15 protein-coding genes, 1 pseudogene and 2 riboswitches are annotated in these 19,303 nt (G+C 36.9%); of the genes and pseudogenes, 3 read left to right on the plus strand and 13 right to left on the minus strand.

Annotated elements, in window-relative coordinates:
• Nucleotides 1-215 precede the first annotated feature (215 nt).
• From bioB to ACWATA_RS22085, 3 genes are all read right to left on the minus strand, one after another.
• Nucleotides 216-1,211 carry a biotin synthase BioB gene (gene bioB / locus ACWATA_RS22075; RefSeq protein ID WP_165636558.1) on the minus strand — a complete coding sequence of 332 codons (996 nt, stop codon included), beginning with the start codon at nt 1,209-1,211 and terminating at the stop codon, nt 216-218.
• 413 nt (nt 1,212-1,624) lie between these two features.
• A complete protein-coding gene (locus tag ACWATA_RS22080; protein WP_473050178.1) occupies nt 1,625-3,850 on the minus strand; it encodes an alpha-galactosidase in 2,226 nt (741 codons plus the stop codon).
• Nucleotides 3,851-3,869: 19 nt separating this feature from the next.
• Nucleotides 3,870-4,415, minus strand: coding sequence for a hypothetical protein (locus ACWATA_RS22085; RefSeq protein WP_223546639.1), 546 nt, complete (start codon nt 4,413-4,415; stop codon nt 3,870-3,872).
• A gap of 321 nt (nt 4,416-4,736) precedes the next feature.
• On the opposite strand from ACWATA_RS22085, the pseudogene ACWATA_RS22090 reads away from it, so the two are divergent.
• Nucleotides 4,737-6,050 (plus strand): annotated as a pseudogene (locus tag ACWATA_RS22090) (APC family permease).
• A gap of 129 nt (nt 6,051-6,179) precedes the next feature.
• Here ACWATA_RS22090 and ACWATA_RS22095 read toward each other — a convergent pair.
• The 6 genes from ACWATA_RS22095 to ACWATA_RS22120 all read right to left on the minus strand — a co-directional run bounded on the left by ACWATA_RS22095 (nt 6,180) and on the right by ACWATA_RS22120 (nt 11,882).
• The gene (locus tag ACWATA_RS22095; RefSeq protein WP_255256646.1) at nt 6,180-6,314 is read right to left on the minus strand and encodes a hypothetical protein; all 135 of its coding nucleotides are present in this window, start codon (nt 6,312-6,314) and stop codon (nt 6,180-6,182) included.
• Nucleotides 6,315-6,450: 136 nt separating this feature from the next.
• Nucleotides 6,451-7,242: an EcsC family protein gene (locus tag ACWATA_RS22100; protein WP_155008806.1), complete on the minus strand. Its 792-nt coding sequence runs from the start codon at nt 7,240-7,242 to the stop codon at nt 6,451-6,453.
• A 24-nt stretch (nt 7,243-7,266) separates the two neighbouring features.
• Nucleotides 7,267-7,872 (minus strand): DedA family protein, encoded by a 606-nt coding sequence (locus tag ACWATA_RS22105; RefSeq protein WP_013055189.1) that lies wholly within the window; start codon nt 7,870-7,872, stop codon nt 7,267-7,269.
• Nucleotides 7,873-8,033: 161 nt separating this feature from the next.
• Nucleotides 8,034-9,065 (minus strand): sporulation integral membrane protein YtvI, encoded by a 1,032-nt coding sequence (gene ytvI, locus ACWATA_RS22110; protein WP_013055188.1) that lies wholly within the window; start codon nt 9,063-9,065, stop codon nt 8,034-8,036.
• A 213-nt stretch (nt 9,066-9,278) separates the two neighbouring features.
• Nucleotides 9,279-10,538 carry a glutamate/proton symporter GltT gene (gltT, locus tag ACWATA_RS22115; RefSeq protein WP_028412682.1) on the minus strand — a complete coding sequence of 420 codons (1,260 nt, stop codon included), beginning with the start codon at nt 10,536-10,538 and terminating at the stop codon, nt 9,279-9,281.
• Between the two features lie 106 nt (nt 10,539-10,644).
• A riboswitch (cyclic di-AMP (ydaO/yuaA leader) is annotated at nt 10,645-10,784 on the minus strand.
• 273 nt (nt 10,785-11,057) lie between these two features.
• On the minus strand, nt 11,058-11,882 hold the full coding sequence (locus ACWATA_RS22120; protein ID WP_028412683.1) for an undecaprenyl-diphosphate phosphatase: 825 nt from the start codon (nt 11,880-11,882) through the stop codon (nt 11,058-11,060).
• 458 nt (nt 11,883-12,340) lie between these two features.
• Here ACWATA_RS22120 and ACWATA_RS22125 point away from each other — a divergent pair, with 458 nt between their 5' ends.
• Both ACWATA_RS22125 and thiC read left to right on the plus strand, forming a co-directional pair.
• Nucleotides 12,341-12,631 (plus strand): hypothetical protein, encoded by a 291-nt coding sequence (locus tag ACWATA_RS22125; protein ID WP_014461804.1) that lies wholly within the window; start codon nt 12,341-12,343, stop codon nt 12,629-12,631.
• 81 nt (nt 12,632-12,712) lie between these two features.
• Nucleotides 12,713-12,827, plus strand: a riboswitch (TPP riboswitch).
• A 114-nt stretch (nt 12,828-12,941) separates the two neighbouring features.
• Nucleotides 12,942-14,711, plus strand: a complete 1,770-nt coding sequence (thiC, locus tag ACWATA_RS22130; protein ID WP_325076364.1) for a phosphomethylpyrimidine synthase ThiC — start codon at nt 12,942-12,944, stop codon at nt 14,709-14,711.
• Between the two features lie 167 nt (nt 14,712-14,878).
• Here thiC and ACWATA_RS22135 read toward each other — a convergent pair whose 3' ends face one another.
• From ACWATA_RS22135 to ACWATA_RS22150, 4 genes are all read right to left on the minus strand, one after another.
• Nucleotides 14,879-15,334, minus strand: a complete 456-nt coding sequence (locus ACWATA_RS22135; RefSeq protein ID WP_223269067.1) for a VanZ family protein — start codon at nt 15,332-15,334, stop codon at nt 14,879-14,881.
• Between the two features lie 198 nt (nt 15,335-15,532).
• On the minus strand, nt 15,533-16,642 hold the full coding sequence (locus ACWATA_RS22140; RefSeq protein WP_473050179.1) for a Ger(x)C family spore germination protein: 1,110 nt from the start codon (nt 16,640-16,642) through the stop codon (nt 15,533-15,535).
• Entirely contained in the window at nt 16,632-17,723 is a 1,092-nt protein-coding gene (locus tag ACWATA_RS22145) for a GerAB/ArcD/ProY family transporter (RefSeq protein WP_165636554.1), read from the minus strand. Before ACWATA_RS22145 ends, ACWATA_RS22140 begins: the two co-directional genes overlap by 11 nt.
• A complete protein-coding gene (locus ACWATA_RS22150) occupies nt 17,716-19,242 on the minus strand; it encodes a spore germination protein (protein WP_473050180.1) in 1,527 nt (508 codons plus the stop codon). Before ACWATA_RS22150 ends, ACWATA_RS22145 begins: the two co-directional genes overlap by 8 nt.
• Nucleotides 19,243-19,303 lie beyond the last annotated feature (61 nt).

A 19,303-nucleotide genomic window follows, 5' to 3' on the forward strand; every position in this document is an offset into this window, starting at 1 on the left:
ACCACAAAAAACGCATAGGATGTTTATATAGACCTATTGTTTTTTGTGGTTTCTCAATTTCATAACCTTAGTAACTATTCACTTATCGTTCACATGTTTTATAATAATGGTTATTTGTGAAGGCAATATAAAGAAGCTGTTGAGTTTTGTAAAGTAAACGTATAGTTCCTGTAAATCTGCTGAAGATAAAAAAAGCCGTTGATTTCTCAACGGCTTCACAGTGCACATTCTTCGATTTCAAATCCTAAATCTTCAATTAATCCCCAGTCAGCTGTAGGTTCTTGACCTTGAGTCGTTAAATAATCGCCTACAAAAATTGAGTTTGCAGCAAACAAACCAAGCGGCTGAAGTGATCTGAGGTTAACTTCTCTGCCTCCTGAAATTCGAATTTCTTTGGTTGGATTTACAAAACGCATCATCGCTAACAGCTTTAAGCATTGCATTGGCTTTAACGCCTTTTTGTCTTCTAGAGGCGTTCCTGGAACAGCAACAAGAAAATTGCATGGAATAGAATCTGCATCTAACTTTTTAATTTGAAAAGCTAATTCAACGGCTTGTTCATTTGTCTCGCCCATTCCAAAAATTGCACCGGAACAAGGTGACAAACCTGCTTTTTTAGATGTAGTAACCGTATCGACTCGATCTTCATAGCCATGCGTAGAACAAATATTGTCATAGTTATCAGCGTGAGTATTTAAATTATGATTATAGCGATGAACACCCGCCTCGACTAGTTCGTGTGCTTGATCATCTGTTAAAAATCCTAGACAGGCACAGATTTTCAAGTCTGTCTTTTGACGAATTTCTTTTACCGCTCCCACTACGTGCGCTACTTCTTTATCAGTAGGGCGGCGGCCTGACGCTACGATACAATATGTACCTGCTTTTCTTTTTTGAGCTTCAAAAGCACCTTCTACAATTTTCTCTTTTGTTAACCACGCATACTTATCAATCGGCGCTTCTGATACAATCGACTGCGAACAATATCCACAGTCTTCTGGGCATAAACCCGATTTAGTATTAATAATCATATTAAGCTTTACTTTTTTCCCATAATGATGATGACGAATTAAGTACGCGGCATTCATGACCTCTAACACTTCTTCATCCGGTACATGAAGAAGTTGAAGCGCTTCTTTATATGTAATTTCTTTCCCTTTAATAATAGACTGAGCAAGTGCTTTCCAATCTCTTAAACTTGTGGTTTCCATCGATTCCCCTCCACTTTAGTAAACTAAAAAAATATAAAGTTAACAATTATAACTAAAAGTTACCATTATCACGCCTTTTATGTCAACACTTCATAAATAATAGTTAACTTAAAGAGGCTGGGACAAAAGTAGTTGAGCCCAAGTAAAAAACGAACCATTCATCAACCTCTTTGATGAGTGGTTCGTTTTTTTTTGGATGATGCATATCGTTTTATTTGTTTCGTTCCTTCTAGCAGTTGATTGGAGGGCAAGGCGAAGACTCCTGCGGGAAAAGCGGAACAGGTGAGACCCCGCAGGAGCAAAAGCGAAGCCTTGCACGGAAATCAATTGCGGTGTCATAAGCAGTCCAGCTCATGTATCTCATTTGTTCATCTTTCGATTGGATTTATTTCGTTATGTCCCAGCCTCTTTGCTTATTGCGCTTGCAGTGTGTAAATAACCGATACAAAGTCTCCAGATTTTTTATCGTATGCTTCAACACCCGGATATTCATGAGTTAGAGCAATTCCTGCGTACATGAGCTCATCTCCATAAGCTGTTTGGTCTGTTTCCATCACTGTATATTCATAATCAGGATGAAGCCCTTTTAGCTCAATGCGTTCATAAGAAGGATTTGATCTAGCTAATACTTGATAATAACCGATGATTGCCTGCTTTTGATCGGATGAAACAACCATCCAGCTCGTCACATTTCCATCTTGTTCAAACGGACTTTTTAATCGATAGAATCTTCCATTTTGAATAAGAGATCGGTATTTTTTATAATACTGAATTTGTTTTTTTACCGTTTCTTTTTCATCTTCTGTCATCAGCGTAACATCTAACTCATAACCGAATGCGCCAAAATACGCAACGTCTCCTCTTGTTTCTAGACTTGTTACTCTGCGTACTTGATGATTTGGTACGGCTGATACGTGTGCTCCCATTGAACTGATTGGATAAACAAAAGACGTGCCGTACTGAATTTTCAGACGTTCAATCGCGTCCGTGTTATCGCTCGTCCAAGCTTGAGGAGCATAATAAAGCATTCCCGGATCAAATCTAGCGCCCCCGCTTGCACACGATTCAAATAAAATATCCGGAAACTTCTTTGTTAGTCGCTCATACAAATCATATACTCCTAAAATGTAGCGATGTACTACTTCAAACTGGCGATTCGCGGGTAGCCCAACAGATCCAATCTCCGTTATATTTCGGTTCATATCCCATTTTATATACGAGATAGGTGCTTCACTTAAAATAGCTTCCATTCGTTCATAAATATAATTCACTACTTCTTCTCGTGAAAAATCAAGCACATATTGATTTCGTCCATGAGACTGATGACGATTTGGCACATGAATCAACCAATCTGGATGCTTTTCATACAAGTTGCTTTGCTTTGAAATCATTTCAGGTTCAAACCATAATCCAAAGTCCATACCTAAATCCGTTACTTTTTGAGCCAATGATTTCATACCGCCCGGAAGCTTATTTTCATCTACAAACCAGTCTCCAAGAGAAGTTGTATCATCATTACGTTTACCAAACCAGCCGTCATCCAATACAAAAAGTTCAACGCCCAGCTTTTGTGCTTCTTTGGCAATGTGTACAATTTTCTCTTCGTTAAAATCAAAATACGTCGCTTCCCAGTTATTAATTAAAACCGGTCGCTCTAAATCCCGCCATTTTCCTCTAGCGAGACGCTTGCGATAAAGCTCATGATACTCTTGGCTAAGACCGTTTAGCCCGTTATTTGAATAAGCCAGTACTAGTTCTGGTGATTGAAAAGTTTGTCCACTTTCTAGTCGCCACTGAAAATCAAAAGGATGAATACCCATCGTTATTCTTGATACATTATAGTGATCTACTTCCACTTGTCCAAGAAAGTTTCCGCTGTATACAAGACTAAAACCATACGCTTCTCCACTGTGTTCAGTTGCATCTGGATTCTTTAAAATTAAAAACGGGTTTTGCTGACTGCTGCTTGTACCTCTCGCACTAGAAATACTTTGAATACCCGGCTGAAGCATTCTTGTTTTCACGTGTCTCTCTCGAATCCAAGCACCGGAAAGCTGAACCATTTCATAGTTTGATGTGGGCAAATCAATGCTGCCGCTCATGATACGCAAAATATCGACTGGTTCTTCTCCTCTATGTTCAAATCGTGCGTGACGCGTAATAATATTTCGGTCTTCGTAAACGGTATACGTTAAAATAAGTGATGTATTGAGCAATTTATCAATCAGTTCAACTTCTACACTCGTGGCTTCACTCTCTTCTTCTACGTATGTAGCAGGTAAGCCGTTTAATGGCTTCTTGCCCTTGTAAATTTTATGGTTATCGTATTCAAAATTGGTGACTCGGCTTCCGTTTTGCTGAAGAAGTTGGTAGGCTGGCTCTCTGAAGTCTGTTGTCCCATAAGAAGGATACTCTTGTTTGATTGTTTCAAGAGAAAATACTAGTTCTCCTTCATAGACCGAAGCGCTAGCTCCTCTTGTTTCCACACGTAAAAAATGCTGAAAAGACGGACGGTGCTTAAGCTTTTTTCCATAGTATAAGTGACCAAGCTGCTCGTTTCTCAACACTGAAAAGATATAACTTACATCGCGGCCCTGCAGGTGAAACTCCTTTGTACGTTCATTAAATAAGATCCCCACTTTATCTCTCTCCTCACCATCAAATATCTAACGAGACATTTCCTTTTTCATCTATTGCCGTTGCATGCTCAACAGCAGATGCTAGATTAATCTCTTTTCTTTCATACCATTTCGCTAAATCTTTGAATAACTCTTCTGTTTCAATCATTCTTGTATCTACTCGCAGTTCAGTTTCGTAGCTATGAAGAGACCAAGTGCTTTCACTAAATAAGTTCATCTCCACATCTAGACACATTTCCTTCCAATTGGGGGCACACCGAATAGGGTGAAGTATGTCTGAACATGCAATAGTGTAGCGGTTAGAGCCATTTTTATTCATAAAACAATGAACAGAAGAGGTACTCACATCTCCCTGACTAGTTTGTATAGATTTATATAGCTGGATATCTAACAACGGAACGCTCCATTTTAACGCCATTTTTGGAAGACTTCTTTTTTTAATCGACTTGACCGTTAATTTAATAAAATAAACACCATCTTTTTTTGTTTCATCCAATACAACATGCACACCTGGTCCCTTGTTTATCTCCAAGTTTATATAGGGTGTAGCAATCACTTCCTTCATCTCCTTTATCATCATTATAAGTTTATACACCCGCAAAAATGTAACCGCATTCAAAAGTTTGTTTTCGTATTTATTACAAGTAGATCATACTAATCGAAAGCTTTTTTACTTTCTTTCATTTTATGTAAAATGCTTTCTAGACTCAATGGTAAAAATCAAAGTGAAAAAAAGCATTTTTTTGCTTTATCTAGTAATTAACTAAACGCTCTTTATCTCTTAGCGCGCAATTTTCTCTTCTTTTTCAAAAAAAGATGACAAATCTAACAATATAGTATAATAATAAATATTGCAGAATGATTATACACAGAAAGGATGACAAATATGAATCATGGACCTTCTCTTCTTAAACAACTAAAATTATGGCATATCGTCGTGATAGGATTAGGCTACATGGCACCCATGGCCGTTTTCGATACATTTGGCATTGTAACTGAATCCACAGATGGCCATGTTTCAGGTGCTTATGCATTCACGTTGATTGCTATTTTATTCACAGCCATTAGTTATGGAAAAATGGTAAAAGCTTTTCCTGGAGCTGGTTCTTCTTATACATACGCACAGCAAGTAATGAATCCAAGCATTGGTTTTTTGGTAGGATAGACGGCTCTTCTTGATTATCTATTTCTACCGATGATTAATGCACTTTTGACAAATATTTACCTAAGCTCTCTGTTTCCAGGTGTTCCAAAAGCCGTATGGATTATCAGCTTTGTGGTCATCATGACCATAATGAATATTTTTAGCGTTCATTTAACCGTTTCTTTTGGTACGCTATTAGTTGCTTTTCAAATTTTAGTAGCTATCATCTTTATTATTTTAAGTGCTACAACTCAAGGGCAAGAGCTATCATTTAAACCGTTTATAAGTGAATCGGCTTCTATATCTCTTTTATTAAACGGAGCAGCTATTTTATGCTTTTCTTTTTTAGGGTTTGATGCTGTAACCACCATGGCTGAAGAAACACTTAAGCCTGAGAAAACCATTCCCAAAGGGATTCTCATTATTGCATGTACGGGAGGCGCCTTATTTATTACGGTTTCTTACTTTGCTCAGCTTCTTTTCCCTTCAGCCTCTTTGTTTCATGATTTAGAAGGTGCATCGGCTGAAATCGCTTATAAAATTGGCGGCCAGCTGTTTCAATCTATTTTTGTAGCAGCAGCCTTAACATCAACTATTGCTTCTGGACTTGTCTCACATATGAGTGCATCAAGACTTCTCTACGCAATTGGGAAAGATGGTTATCTGCCACGGAGAATTTTTGGCTATATTCACCCTAAAACAAAGACGCCTGTTTGGAACGTAGTCATTATTGGTGGTCTCTCTTTAATTTCACTAAGTCTGTCTCTTGAAAAAGCTACCTCTTTAATTAATTTTGGTGCTTTAATTGCGTTCAGTTCAGTTAACATAGCGGTTTTTATCCATTATTTTATTCAACAAAACAAACGATCTCTCAGTGGATATATTTCATATGTACTTATGCCTTTACTCGGCAGTTTATTTTTATTTTTTATGTGGCTTAACTTAGAAAAAACATCCTTATTTATCGGTATTGTATGGAATATAATTGGAATTATTTATTTACTGATTGCCAGACGAAAAAATACTATTACCATTCCTACTTTTCATTTTGATTAAGGAAATAGGCTTAACACACCTCGACATATTTCCCCAGAAATAATGTCGAAAAAAAGTAATTAAGACATAAACAAATCAATCCCATCTACACACGAACAAAAAGGTAAACGATCTAATATGAATCGCTCGTTACACCGCTGTTGATTTCCGTGCAAGGCTTCGCTTTCCGCGGGCGGCCGTTGAGCCTCCTCGTCGCTTGCGCTCCTGCGGGGTCTCATCTGTTCCGCTTTTTCCGCAGGAGTCTTCGCCTTGCCCTCCAATCAACACCTAGAGGCAACTAAATACATGAAAGCTACATTTACTATATCAATAAAAAAATCCGAACGTATTTGATTCTCAACTAAGAATCAAACTCGTTCGGATTTTTCTTCAACTAAAATACTTTCATACCAGCCTATTTTTATTTTTTAGATTGTGAGACTTTTTCTAAAATGCGTCTTTTACGGTAAAGCATCATTCCAACTTCTCCTATATCGCTAATCGCTTGTTTGTTAATATACGCCCCAAACACCATCCCTGCTATAGGAATCATTTGAAATAGCTTTTTCCATCCCAAGTTGTCTCTATAGGTTAGAAACACTTCTCTCCAACCTTGGAGCTGCTGCAAGCTCCGCGTTCGATTGCCGCTTGCTAATTCTTCTAAAATCGCACGCTTTCCTACAATATCAGAGGATGAAAACTGCATGCATTTGACCATAAAAATGCGTTCCTCTTGCTCAGTGGGATCGTAACCATAAGAAACAGCCACTTCTTGCAGTGTCTTAAGCGTAAGTCCCAATACAAAAGGAATATCAATCGCCAGTGTGAAAATTCCACCTACTCCGGTTGTAGCTCCTTGCAGCTGCGCATTCTTTTTTCGGACTTCAATAAAATACTCCGCCAACTCATCCATTTCCTGCAGAGATAAATGCTGAACATCCTCTATTGACAGCTGCTTATTTTCTTGTAATTGGGCTGATGCTTTCTCTAGCGTGGCAGACGTATTAGCTAAATACTGGCCTCCATTATCAACATACTTAGCAATTTCATCTAATAATTTTTCTATTTTTTGATGAATGAACTTTGGCGTTACTTTATCTAAAGCTGAAAAAGGCAAGCGAGCCAGCCGCTCCCAGAAAAAAAGTCCTTTTTGGTCTTTCTCCCACTTTTCAATTTTTCGCAATTCTATTCTCAATTGTTCATGCTCTGACATATCCTCACTCTTTTCCTCGATTTATCAGCTCTGTCCTACTTGTTTATTCCGCACATATTTAATGATGAAAAACAACGCAATTAAAACAACAATTCCGATTCCAATAGGCTGCATGTATTGAGATACAATCGGACCCACCTCTTTCCACTTAGGTCCTAACTTATATCCTAAATATACGTAAATAGCCGTTACTGGAAGCATCGCAACAAATGTGTAAATAGAAAACAGCCATACATTCATTTTTGCCATCCCGCATGGAAAAGAGATAGCCGTACGCACTCCTGGAATAAACCGTCCAAAAAAAGCGACCCCGCTGCCGTACTTATTAAAAAAGCGATCGGCAGCGTCAATTTCTTTTTCTTTCACCAAAAAATATTTTCCATATTTTAAAACTAGCGGTCGTCCACCGTAACGTCCCAGTGCATAAAGAGTCAACGGTCCACACACACCGCCTACTGTACCTGCAAGGATAGCCAGATACAAGTTCATATCACCTTGGTACACCCAATACCCTACTAAAGGTAAAACAAGCTCTGCGGGGACAAACTCAAACGTTAATGCTAAAATTACGCCAAAATAAGAGAGCTGTTTTAGCGCTTCAATTAAAGAAAGTAAAACCGACTCTAACAAAAATTCTCCTCCTCATGTCATTAAATCTAAGACTGCAAAACTATAATTTAGCCGATTGATAGATAAAAACCAACGCGACATAGTTTTTTCCTTTCCCTCTTTACGTATGACGTACTACAAAAGTTTCAATAAAAAAAAAGCGCTAGTTTTATCCAGCGCTTTTATAGTTTAAAGTTAATTTGAATAATACCTACTTTACGAAGAGCATCGTATAAAATAACTAAAGCCGGTCCTAAAAACAACCCGACAAAACCTAAAAGTTTAAATCCAATGTACAAACTAACTAATGCAGCCAAAGGTGAAATACCCATATTTGTAGAAAATACTTTTGGTTCTACTACACGTCTTACTACCGTAATGACTCCAAATAGAATAAATAAGCCGATTGCTAATGAGTCATGTCCTTGCGTAAGAGCAAAAATCCCCCATGGAACGAGCACCGAGCCTGTCCCAAGGATTGGTAAGATATCGACAATTACAATTAATAAACTAAGCAGCGCGGTATACGGAACATCTAATAGCCAAAGCCCTACATAAGCCATTACAAACGTCATGACACTTAAAATAATTTGTGCCTTAATAAAACCAACCCCCGCTTGGATAAGCTGAGTGATGACAACTTGTAGCTTATATTTCGTTTCTTCTGTTAAAAATGACTTAATTTTATTTTTAATAGCAGGCAGCTCAAGGCTGATAAATACAAGCGCTACTAAATAAATAAGAAACTCTAGTAGAAACCCAGGAACAGTAGCAGCAAAGCTAATGATGATTTCCACGGTACTTTTTAATAGAGAATCTAATGAATTTACGGTTTTTTCAAGCGTGCGCTCGATAGAAGAAATCACTTCTGTAGGAAGAGCGTTTGAATAGTATTTCCACTTGATAATAGTTGGATAAATCGCGGTTTCATAGATTTCTTTTACAAATGAAGGCGCTATCTTTGAAAGAGCAACCACTTGCGTAACGATTGTCCGAACAATAAAAAATCCAATAAGTATGAGCGAAACAACATATAAAATGAAGGTCATAAGCACTGCGTAGACTCTCTTCATTTTAAAAGATTGATGCAATTTTTGAACAATACCCTCAAGCGCTAATGCTGTTAATAAAGCAAACACAATCGGTAAACTGTAAGGGATTAACAAACATACGATTACTATCGAGGCGATGACCCATATTCGCTTTTTCCACATACTCTACTATCCCCCAACTAGCTAAGCTATCTCTATATTTATTGATAAAGAAAGGAACCAGTGACTGCTTTTATGTAAGAATAAAATTTGGATATATTTATACCTGATGTTACATATTATAGGGTCAATTTCCATAATAATAAAGGAATTATTATGAAAAAAGCTACTTATTCTAATTTTTTGAATAGAATAAGTAGCTTTTTAATTTATAAATTAGCCGGCTCTCATGACCTCTGTACCTTTTTTAGGGTCAAATTTGCCTTCAGATTTAGACATCACAATTGCTGCTAGTGTGTTTCCTACTAAGTTAACAACCGTACGTGCCATATCCATGATTCTGTCTACTCCCGCAATGAAGGCTAATCCTTCTGCCGGAACGCCGATTGTTCCAAGAGTAGCCAGTAATACAACAAATGATGTTCCTGGCACCGCAGCCATTCCTTTAGATGTAACCATCAATACCAGAATGAGCGTCAGCTGTTGAACGATCGTTAAATCAATACCATACACCTGCGCTAAGAATAACGCTGCAATCGCTTGATAGAGAACAGAACCATCTAGGTTAAATGTATAACCAATTGGTACAACGAACGATACGATAGCTTTTGGACAGCCCATCTTTTCAAGTTTTTCCATAATTCGCGGAAGAACTGTCTCAGAACTAGATGTACTGTATGCTAACAACAGTTCATCTTTCATATAGCGGAATAAGTGGAAAATGTTAATTCCTGCCCATTTCGCAATTCCTCCTAATACAACAAGTAGGAAGAAAATTAACGCTAAGTAAACTAAGATAACAAGCTTTCCTAATGAAAGGAGTGACTCTAAACCGAATTTCGAAACTGTTACACCAATTAAAGCAAATACTCCAATCGGAGCCACTTTCATTACTAGGTTTACCACGTGAAACATTGCGTGAGAAACGCCGTCAAAGAATTGAACAACAGGCTTTCCTCTTTCTCCAATTGCCGCTACTCCAAGTGCGAACAATACTGTAAAGAAGATAATTGCTAGCATGTCCCCTTCAACAATTGACTGGAAAAAGTTTGTCGGAACAATGTGTAAGAACGTTTCAGCCACTGACTTTCCTTCTTGCTGTTCGGATGTTTCAACGTATTGTGAAATATCACTCTTCTGTGCTGAATGAATGTCTACACCTTGTCCAGGGTGAAAAATATTAGCAATCAATACACCGATTACAATTGCGAAAGTTGTAATAATTTCAAAATAGAGAATGGTTTTAACGCCAAGCTTTCCGACCTGTTTACCGCTACCTGCTCCTGCAACTCCAACGACTAAACTTGAGATAACAATTGGAATAACAATCATCTTAATCAATCTTAAGAACAAGTCTCCCAGCGGCTGCAGGTATGTTACTACACGCGGATCGTTAAACCAAATTACTCCTACAAGAACACCGAGGATTAAACCGGTAAAAATCTGCGTAGCCAAACCAAAACGAATTTTTTTCATAGATGTACCTCCCCAAAGATGTATGACATTTGTATATACTTTTCTGAAAAAACAAAAAAAGACTATTCTTAAGAAAGAACAGCCTTTTACTTACGCTATTTTGGGCTCTTTCTCTCAATAAAGCAAACGAGGTTAACTGTCGGATTCGGAATTGAGAGTTTCCTACCTTTTGTAAGGATTCACCCCAAGGCAGCTTTACTGCCGATAATGATTCCCCCGCTCTATACGATTAAGCTTATTATTCAATTTTTATAAAATTAAAACGATCTATACGTTGTCATACGTTTTTTACAGTCAATAAAACTAAACAGAAGTCTTACTTTTACTTAACTTTATACTGCACAAATATTAATTTACTATTTTTCGACACGTTTTGTCAATACCCATGTTTATAAAACGCTTTCAAAAGACAATAATATATATTTATGCAAAAAAGCTATTGCAATGTTGCAATAGCTTTTTCTTGCTTTTTAAGTCTTTATCAGAAGTTTAAATGGCTATAAAATACGCTTATTTATTTTATAAAAATACAAAATATAGAATAGCCGCTAAGACAATTCGATAAATGGCAAACGGAACTAATTTAATGCGGTTGATTAATTTTAAGAAAAAGCGAATCGATATAAGCGCAAAAATAAAGGCGCTGATAAAACCAGCAATAAAAAACGGTAGTGCATCTGATGTGAAATACTGCCAGTTTTTAACCAATGAAAGTCCACTTGCTCCTGCCATAATTGGCACTGCCATAATAAATGTAAAATCTGCGGCTGCCTTATGGCTCATTCCAAGAAGAACCCCTCCTGAAATCGTTGAGCCTGAACGAGAAAAACCTGGCCAAAGAGCAATACATTGAAACAGTCCTATACCTAGTGCTTGTCCATAAGACATTTGGTCCACCGTCTCTACACGCGGACGTTTAGGTCCAAACAAATCTGCTAGAATCATTAATACAGCTCCGACCACTAAGCCAATTAGCACCGTATTTAAAGAAAACAAATGTTCATCAATGTAATCATCAAACAAAAGTCCTAACACTCCTGCGGGTAACAAACCAACAATTACTTGCATTAAATTTAAGCGATTTGTCGGTCCAATTGCAGCAGCTGGTTTTTTTCCCAATCCTAATAAATTAATAAAACGATCTTTAAAAATAACAACTACTGCTAAGATCGAGCCTAGCTGAATAACAATCTTAAATGTATTAGCTACTGGAGATGAAAATAATTCTTTTGAATTTAACCACAGGTCATCCACAATAATCATATGCCCAGTTGACGAAACGGGAGCAAACTCTGTTAAACCTTCTACAATCCCTAAAATGATTGCTACAATAATTTCCCACATAAAGCTATGTACCTTGCCTTTCTTTCAAATTAATAAGCTTATCGCTTCGTTTTACATGCTCAACTATTTTCCTATTTTGACACTTGCTTTTTTATCATAATTGTTAAAACTATGAAATACAATGTGTATTTGCAAAAAGATAAGAATCTTTAATAATTTGTAATAAAAAGCTTACATGCTACAACCAAAAAACACGATATCAGCTTTTATTTATTTTAAAAAGCAGTCACTATGTTCAGTATAAATTCTGGTCCCTTAGCTAAAAATGAATCATCTAGACTATTTTTCTTTAGTGTGAAAAAATGACTAAATTATTATGTTTTTTCCATCCCCCTTTACTGTCATCTATCATTTTATTCCAATAGGGCTGACTTATACGACATATCCCCTAAGTAATTTGAAACTTTTTTCTCTCTTTTCTCGTATATAGTAGTATCTTTTTTAGGAGGCTTTTTACTATGAATGGAAATGTACGTACAATGAAATGGGTCACTGCTGGGTATGAAGCCTTGCTGGGAATTCCTTTAATTGGCGCGGGGATTGTTATGGGCTTTAGCTATACTCCTCTTTTTATTGGATTTATTCTTCATGCTATCACACTCATTTTAGCTAATAGACGAGGGTTATCTGCTTATGGAAACATACTAGGACTTGTTACCTCACTGGTTGCTTGGATTCCATTTTTGGGATTTATCATGCATATTATTACAGCTATTGTGATTGCAATCGATGCTGCTAGACAACGCTAATTGTCTAGCTTTTTTTATTTAAGGGTTGATTTTTTACCGAATGATGGTAAACTTAAGCCGTAAATTGAATAATTTGAATGTTATTTCTACTAGGGGTGTCTGATAGCTCAGACTGAGAGAAGAGTGCAATAAAACTCTTTAACCCTTTGAACCTGATTTGGGTTATACCAGCGGAGGGAAGTAGTCTTGAAAAGAATAGTATAGTTTTATTCTTTTTTTGCCTATTCCATCGGGTTCTGTCTATCACAGAACCCGATTTTTTTTATGGTTCGGTATAGCTACACTTTATGCGAAACCGGAGGAATATGTAATGTCAAAACAAAATGTATCAGTTTCTATGAAAAAGCCTTTTCCAAACAGTCACAAAGTATATGTCCAAGGATCCAGACAAGACCTTAAAGTACCTATGCGTGAAATTCATCAGTCTCCTACTACAGGGTCTTTTGGTGAAGAAGAAAATAGTCCCGTACGTGTATACGACACGAGCGGTGTTTATACAGATCCCTCTTATGAAATTAATTTACAAAAAGGATTACCGGCTCTGCGCGAAAAGTGGATTGCAGAACGAAACGATGTAGAAACATATCAAGGCCGTACGGTTCAGCCACAGGATAACGGTTATTATGACGGTGATCCAAGAGATCAGTACGAGCGCTTTATCACTAAACGTTTACCTTTGCGCGCGAAAAAAAATCAAAATGTAACGCAAATGCACTATGCGAAAAAAGGAATCATCACGCCCGAAATGGAATTTATCGCTATTCGTGAACAGATGAATCCTGAAGTTGTGCGTGAAGAAGTAGCAAGAGGACGTGCAATTATCCCTAATAATATCAATCACCCTGAGAGCGAACCGATGATTATCGGCCGCAAATTCCATGTGAAAATTAATGCTAATATCGGAAATTCAGCTATTCGTTCAGCTATTGAAGATGAAGTAGAAAAAATGACATGGGCAACGCGTTGGGGAGCCGATACAATTATGGATCTATCAACTGGAAAGGATATTCACACAACACGCGAATGGATTATCCGCAACTCGCCTGTTCCTGTAGGGACCGTTCCTATTTACCAAGCGCTTGAAAAAGTAAAAGGCGTAGCAGAAGATCTAACGTGGGAAGCATACCGCGATACATTAATTGAACAAGCAGAACAAGGTGTTGATTACTTTACTATTCACGCAGGTGTTCTTTTACGTTATATTCCTCTGACAGCGAAACGTACGACAGGTATTGTTTCACGCGGAGGATCCATCTTGGCGCAGTGGTGTTTAGCTCATCATGAAGAGAACTTTTTATATACTCGCTTTGAAGAAATCTGTGAAATCTGTAAAGCATACGATATTGCTATTTCGCTTGGCGATGGGCTACGTCCTGGTTCCATTGCAGATGCTAATGATGAGGCACAGTTCGGTGAATTAGAAACGCTTGGTGAATTAACTAAAATTGCTTGGAAACACGATGTTCAAGTTATGATTGAAGGTCCTGGACATGTTCCAATGCATCTCATCAAAGAAAACGTAGATAAACAAATGGAAATATGCCAGGAAGCTCCCTTCTATACTCTTGGACCGCTTACAACCGACATCGCTCCAGGCTATGACCATATTACATCAGGTATTGGTGCTGCAATGATTGGCTGGTTTGGGACAGCTATGCTTTGCTACGTAACGCCAAAAGAACATTTAGGACTCCCGAATAAAGAAGACGTTCGCGAAGGCGTTATCACCTATAAAATTGCTGCGCATGCTGCTGACCTAGCAAAAGGCCATCCAGGAGCACAAAAACGCGATAATGCTCTGTCTAAAGCAAGATTTGAATTTAGATGGAATGATCAATTTAACCTGTCACTAGATCCAGAGCGCGCAAAAGAATATCACGATGAAACACTTCCCGCTGAAGGTGCTAAAACAGCCCATTTCTGTTCAATGTGTGGACCTAAATTCTGTTCGATGCGTATTTCTCAAGATATTCGTAACATGACTCAAGAAAATGAAAAAGATGTAAACGAAGTAAGAAAAGAAGGAATGAAAGAAAAAGCTAAAGAGTTTGTTAACAGTGGTTCAAATATCTATCAATAATGAAGTAGAACAGCTAAAAAAACAAATTAAGCAGCTTGAAGAAAAGTTATTATTTGTTCAGCAAAATTGTCAGCACATTATCGTTGAATCCTCACATTCTTCCGTAAGACGCTGCATTAAGTGTTTCTATCAACAAGATGCAAAAAGGACTTCGTAAAGAAGTCCTTTCATCTTTTTTTGAAACGTGCTTTCAGCATGTTCTTGATCCAATATAGTATTTTAATAATAACCCAGCCTATAAATGTACCTAGCGTATTCAAAAAGATATCATCAATATCAAATACTCGTTCCGTTAGCTTGTACTGTAAAATTTCAATCAGAAAACTGATTAAGAAACCAGTCGTAAAGACTTGAATAAAACCGTCAAACCACTTCATAAACAACGGAATAAACATTCCAAGCGGCGCAAACATCACGATATTTCCCAGTATATTTGTCAGAGTGAGCATTATATTACCGCTGTCCCACATCAGACGGATTGTACTAAATAAATCCAAGTTCATTGCTTTTCCGTAAACATGTTCGTTTTCGCGTATGAGAGTAGCATAAATGACCACTGCCGTATACGCAATAAATAGAATGAACATGACTTTTTTAACGATTGACCTGATGCTTACATTCACTTCAACATCACCTTCTTTGACTCCCCAAACCATTTATTATTATCTATATGTATATGTCCACTGCTTTCATTCGTAGTGAATGCATTTATATGCTTTTTTATCCTATCACATCAATAAATAAATACAATTCCCTTTTTATTATTTTGTAAACTAACATTTTTCCACTTAAAAAAAGCCATGCGTTTCGCATGACTTTTTTTAATTAATAATTCCACGATGGATAATTTCCACTTGTACTTTCGGATTAATCGAGATGTTTTTATAGTCCTGTCTCCATTTAAGCCTTTTCCATATACTCGGATGATAAGCAGCTGCTTCTCTTCCTATTTCCAGAAAATCACAGTTAGCTTTTTGTAGCTTTCCAACTACTTTTTCAGCTTTTTTTTGTAGAATCTTTTCAATTTCTTCCTGCACCTTTTTTGTCAATGCAGGAGATGACATTTCATTTTTGGTAAATTCATTAATGCTTACTTTTACATGTAGCGGTATGGTTACTTTCGCTCCGTACATCGCATCCGGTGTAAGGTGCATTTTTGCTTTAGCGCCTGACACATCATACGATACTACATACTGTTGATCATGTATGGTAATTTTGTGACTCATAATCATATATTTACCTTTTTGATTTCCTAATAAAAGAAGCACCTTGGATTCCTCAGGATTTAATGTAATGCCTGAAAATTTATCTTCATTAAATAAAGCTGTACCGATTACATCAACGGTCTTATTTTCAGTATTTAATTTCACATAAGGGAGTGCTAGTCCTTTTCCTTCATCAAATAAAACGGTACAAAGTGACTGAAGAGTTTCAACAGGCACTAAAGAATTGACTTCAGCCGTATGAACAACTCCGTCTAAATACTCTCCAATTAGCTCTTCTCCTACTTGCTGTAATTCAACTATGGTACTCGGCTTTCCTTCTACAATGACATACTTAGCTGTCAAAGGACTTTCTGATGTGCGATATAAAACGTCGGATAATTCTAATACACCCTCCTTAGCTAATTGATTTTCAAATAAAACAATTCTTTTTTTAGCAGACATAACAATTCCAGAAACCTGCTGGTTAATTTTTGTACGATCGTCTCGAGGTGAATCCCCTGCTACATGATAGGTTTTATTCACTAATGTCCCTTCTTTAGACGTATAGGAACGGATCGCAATAGTAGAAATCACCTTATCTTTCTTTTTTTCATAAGCCACTGTAGACAAAAACATCGTATCTTTTAACAATTTTTGATCCCAGCATCCTGTTAGAAAACTTAAAATTAAACATATGCTCAATACCTTGATAAGTTTATACTTCATTTTTTACTGTTCCTTTTCTTATCCATGATAGAATTAACAAACAAATAGGAATACAGAAAATGAATACGTAAATTAAGTAGTTAGTTGCCTGTGACAAAGCTGCCACAAGATTATCCGTTCTTGAAAAATAAATAGAAAGACCTGTTACGAATATCAATACAATTGGAACAAACGGACGGTGAGTTTTCTTTTTGAATATTTCCTGCATGCCTACACTTGAAATATACACGTACATAATAAGGGACGTAATAACAGAAATAATCCAAAAAGTAATAAAAACCAAATCGATTCGTTCAATCACTGAGTTTTGTGTCGCCTTCAAAATATATAAAACCGGTTCTGGTACAATTAAAATTTCATCTGGGCTAAAAAACATATAACAAGCAATGATAATATACACATATAAAATCGTAACGATACAATTACTAAGCATGACCATTTTCAATGTCATAGTGGATTTTGCCTTTACAAACGGTGCTAAAATCAAAATGGCTTCAAAGCCTAGCATTGAGATACTTCCTTCTTTTGACGCTAGCAAGATATTTTGAATACCGCTGTGCCCAATCGGAAATAGATACCGGACATCAGCCTCTTTATAAGCATTTGACACCAGTAAGACTAAAATGATTAAAAATACAGATACAATTGTAAAAAAACGCCCTATGTTTCGAACATTCTCTTTTGCAAAATATAGAGCAATAACAACTAATAAAAAGACAAGAACATAAGCTGGCGTCAAGTGGTACAGCCAGCGCTTTAACACGTTTACATACAAAACAGTAATAACACTTGAAACAATGATGTAATAAAATACATATCCTACATTTAGAAAATTTCCTATCCACTTACCAAGCAGCTTGCTGGTCATTTGATATAAAGTTAGACCTGGCAACCGATGCGTTAGTCCCCAGTGGAACAATGTAATGACTTGAATTATACACCCGCTAATTAACATGGAAATCCAGCCGTCCGTATGCGCCGTCTTAAATAAGTTATAAGGTAACCCTAAAACACCAATACCAATTTGAGTTTGCAAAATGATAAAGAACAGCTGGCTGGCTGAAATACTATTTTTATTCATTTGAATCCCAATTCCTTATCGCTTTTTGACGTTGGCGTTTTTGAGGCTTAGCGTTAGCAGGCCTTTCATTCAAATAGAGCTGATGCATCCTTATAAAAACATCCTTTAAGCCAGAAAATTTAAATGGCGCAAAAGGGATTAAGTAAGGCATCGTAATAGACTCTAAAATAACTAAATGCATAACAATAAGAACTAGTACAAAAACAATACCCAAATAGCCAAAAGCGGCTGCTCCAATCATCATAGGAAAACTTAAAATCCGCAGCGTGGTACTCATTTCGTTTGACGGCACAACAAAGGAAGAAACGGCTGTTAGAGCAATAACAATAATCATCATATTTGAAACTAAACTCGCCTCAACGATGGCCGTTCCGATAACTAATCCCCCAACGACTCCAATTGTTTGAGCAATTGATGAAGGCAGCCTGAGCGACGCCTCTTTTAGTAACTCTAATATTAAAACCATAATAAACGCTTCTACTATCGGAGGAAACGGAACGTTCTCAAGAGAGCCTTTTACGGTAAAAACTAAGTCTAGAGGAATTAACTCGTAATGAAAAGAAATCGTTGCTATATAAATTGCAGGTAAACTCATCGCAACAAAAAAACTAAATACGCGTAAAAGCCGAAAAAATGAGCCATAAAGTGCACGCGTATTATAATCTTCGGGTGATTGATAAAAAGTAAAAAAGTTAACAGGGGCAATCAATGCAGAACTATTACCATTTGTTAAAACGGCCATTCTTCCTTCTAACAAGTTACCCATTACTCGATCCGGCCTTTCTGTATTCAGCAGCTGAGGAAATGGTGACAGAGGTGAATCTTCTAGAGCCTCTTCAATGACACTCCCACTATCTACTCCATCCACTTCAATTTGTTTGATACGATCAATAATCATATTACAAATGTCTATGTTCGCTATATTTTTCAGATATAAAACTGCTACTCGAGTGCGTGAAATACTGCCTACTTCGATGTAGCGTACAATAAGGCTTCCATCTAAAAATTTTTGACGCATCATGTTTAGATTTTTGTCCAAACTCTCAACAAAACTTTCCTGTGAACCTCTAACCACTTTTTCGTTCAGTGCTTGATTAACTTCTCTTGTAGCCGTTTTGGTAGAGTCAATTGCATAAACAAACGAATCATTCTCAATTAGTAGAATAGACGCACCTCGGCTCATTAAACTAATCATTTCATCCAAATCTTTTGTAGGAGTAATCGAAGCGGCCTGTATGACTTCTTTTATCTCTCCTTCTTTTTCTATTAATAAAGGTTTGATAACATGATCGTTTAGCTTCATTGAATCCATAAGAGGGACAAAATAGACTAAAAGTGCACTCTCGTGATTAAATTTCAGCTGTCTTTTCCCTATATCGTTTGAATAATCTAACCGTTCTTCAAGTTCTTTTACAATTTCTTCTATGTTTTTACCAGGTTCAATTTCTGCTTTTTCTTCTGCTTCAAGGGAGATAGGACTTTTTTTCCATTTAGATCTTCGTTTGATTAACAGTGCCACTCACCTGCCTCGATGTCTCTTGTTATTATTCATTGTTTCTAAAAAAATAAATAGTATGTAA

The organism is Priestia sp. USM5, from assembly GCF_058323215.1.

Coding starts and splice junctions, on each gene's coding strand:
- ytvI (WP_013055188.1), bottom strand. CDS start 9,065: ATGTGGAAAAAGCGAATATGGGTCATCGCCTCGATAGTAATCGTATGT.
- gltT (WP_028412682.1), bottom strand. CDS start 10,538: ATGAAAAAAATTCGTTTTGGTTTGGCTACGCAGATTTTTACCGGTTTA.
- ACWATA_RS22145 (WP_165636554.1), bottom strand. CDS start 17,723: ATGAATAAAAATAGTATTTCAGCCAGCCAGCTGTTCTTTATCATTTTG.
- ACWATA_RS22140 (WP_473050179.1), bottom strand. CDS start 16,642: ATGAAGTATAAACTTATCAAGGTATTGAGCATATGTTTAATTTTAAGT.
- ACWATA_RS22125 (WP_014461804.1), top strand. CDS start 12,341: ATGAATGGAAATGTACGTACAATGAAATGGGTCACTGCTGGGTATGAA.
- ACWATA_RS22100 (WP_155008806.1), bottom strand. CDS start 7,242: ATGTCAGAGCATGAACAATTGAGAATAGAATTGCGAAAAATTGAAAAG.
- ACWATA_RS22085 (WP_223546639.1), bottom strand. CDS start 4,415: ATGAAGGAAGTGATTGCTACACCCTATATAAACTTGGAGATAAACAAG.
- bioB (WP_165636558.1), bottom strand. CDS start 1,211: ATGGAAACCACAAGTTTAAGAGATTGGAAAGCACTTGCTCAGTCTATT.
- thiC (WP_325076364.1), top strand. CDS start 12,942: ATGTCAAAACAAAATGTATCAGTTTCTATGAAAAAGCCTTTTCCAAAC.
- ACWATA_RS22120 (WP_028412683.1), bottom strand. CDS start 11,882: ATGTGGGAAATTATTGTAGCAATCATTTTAGGGATTGTAGAAGGTTTA.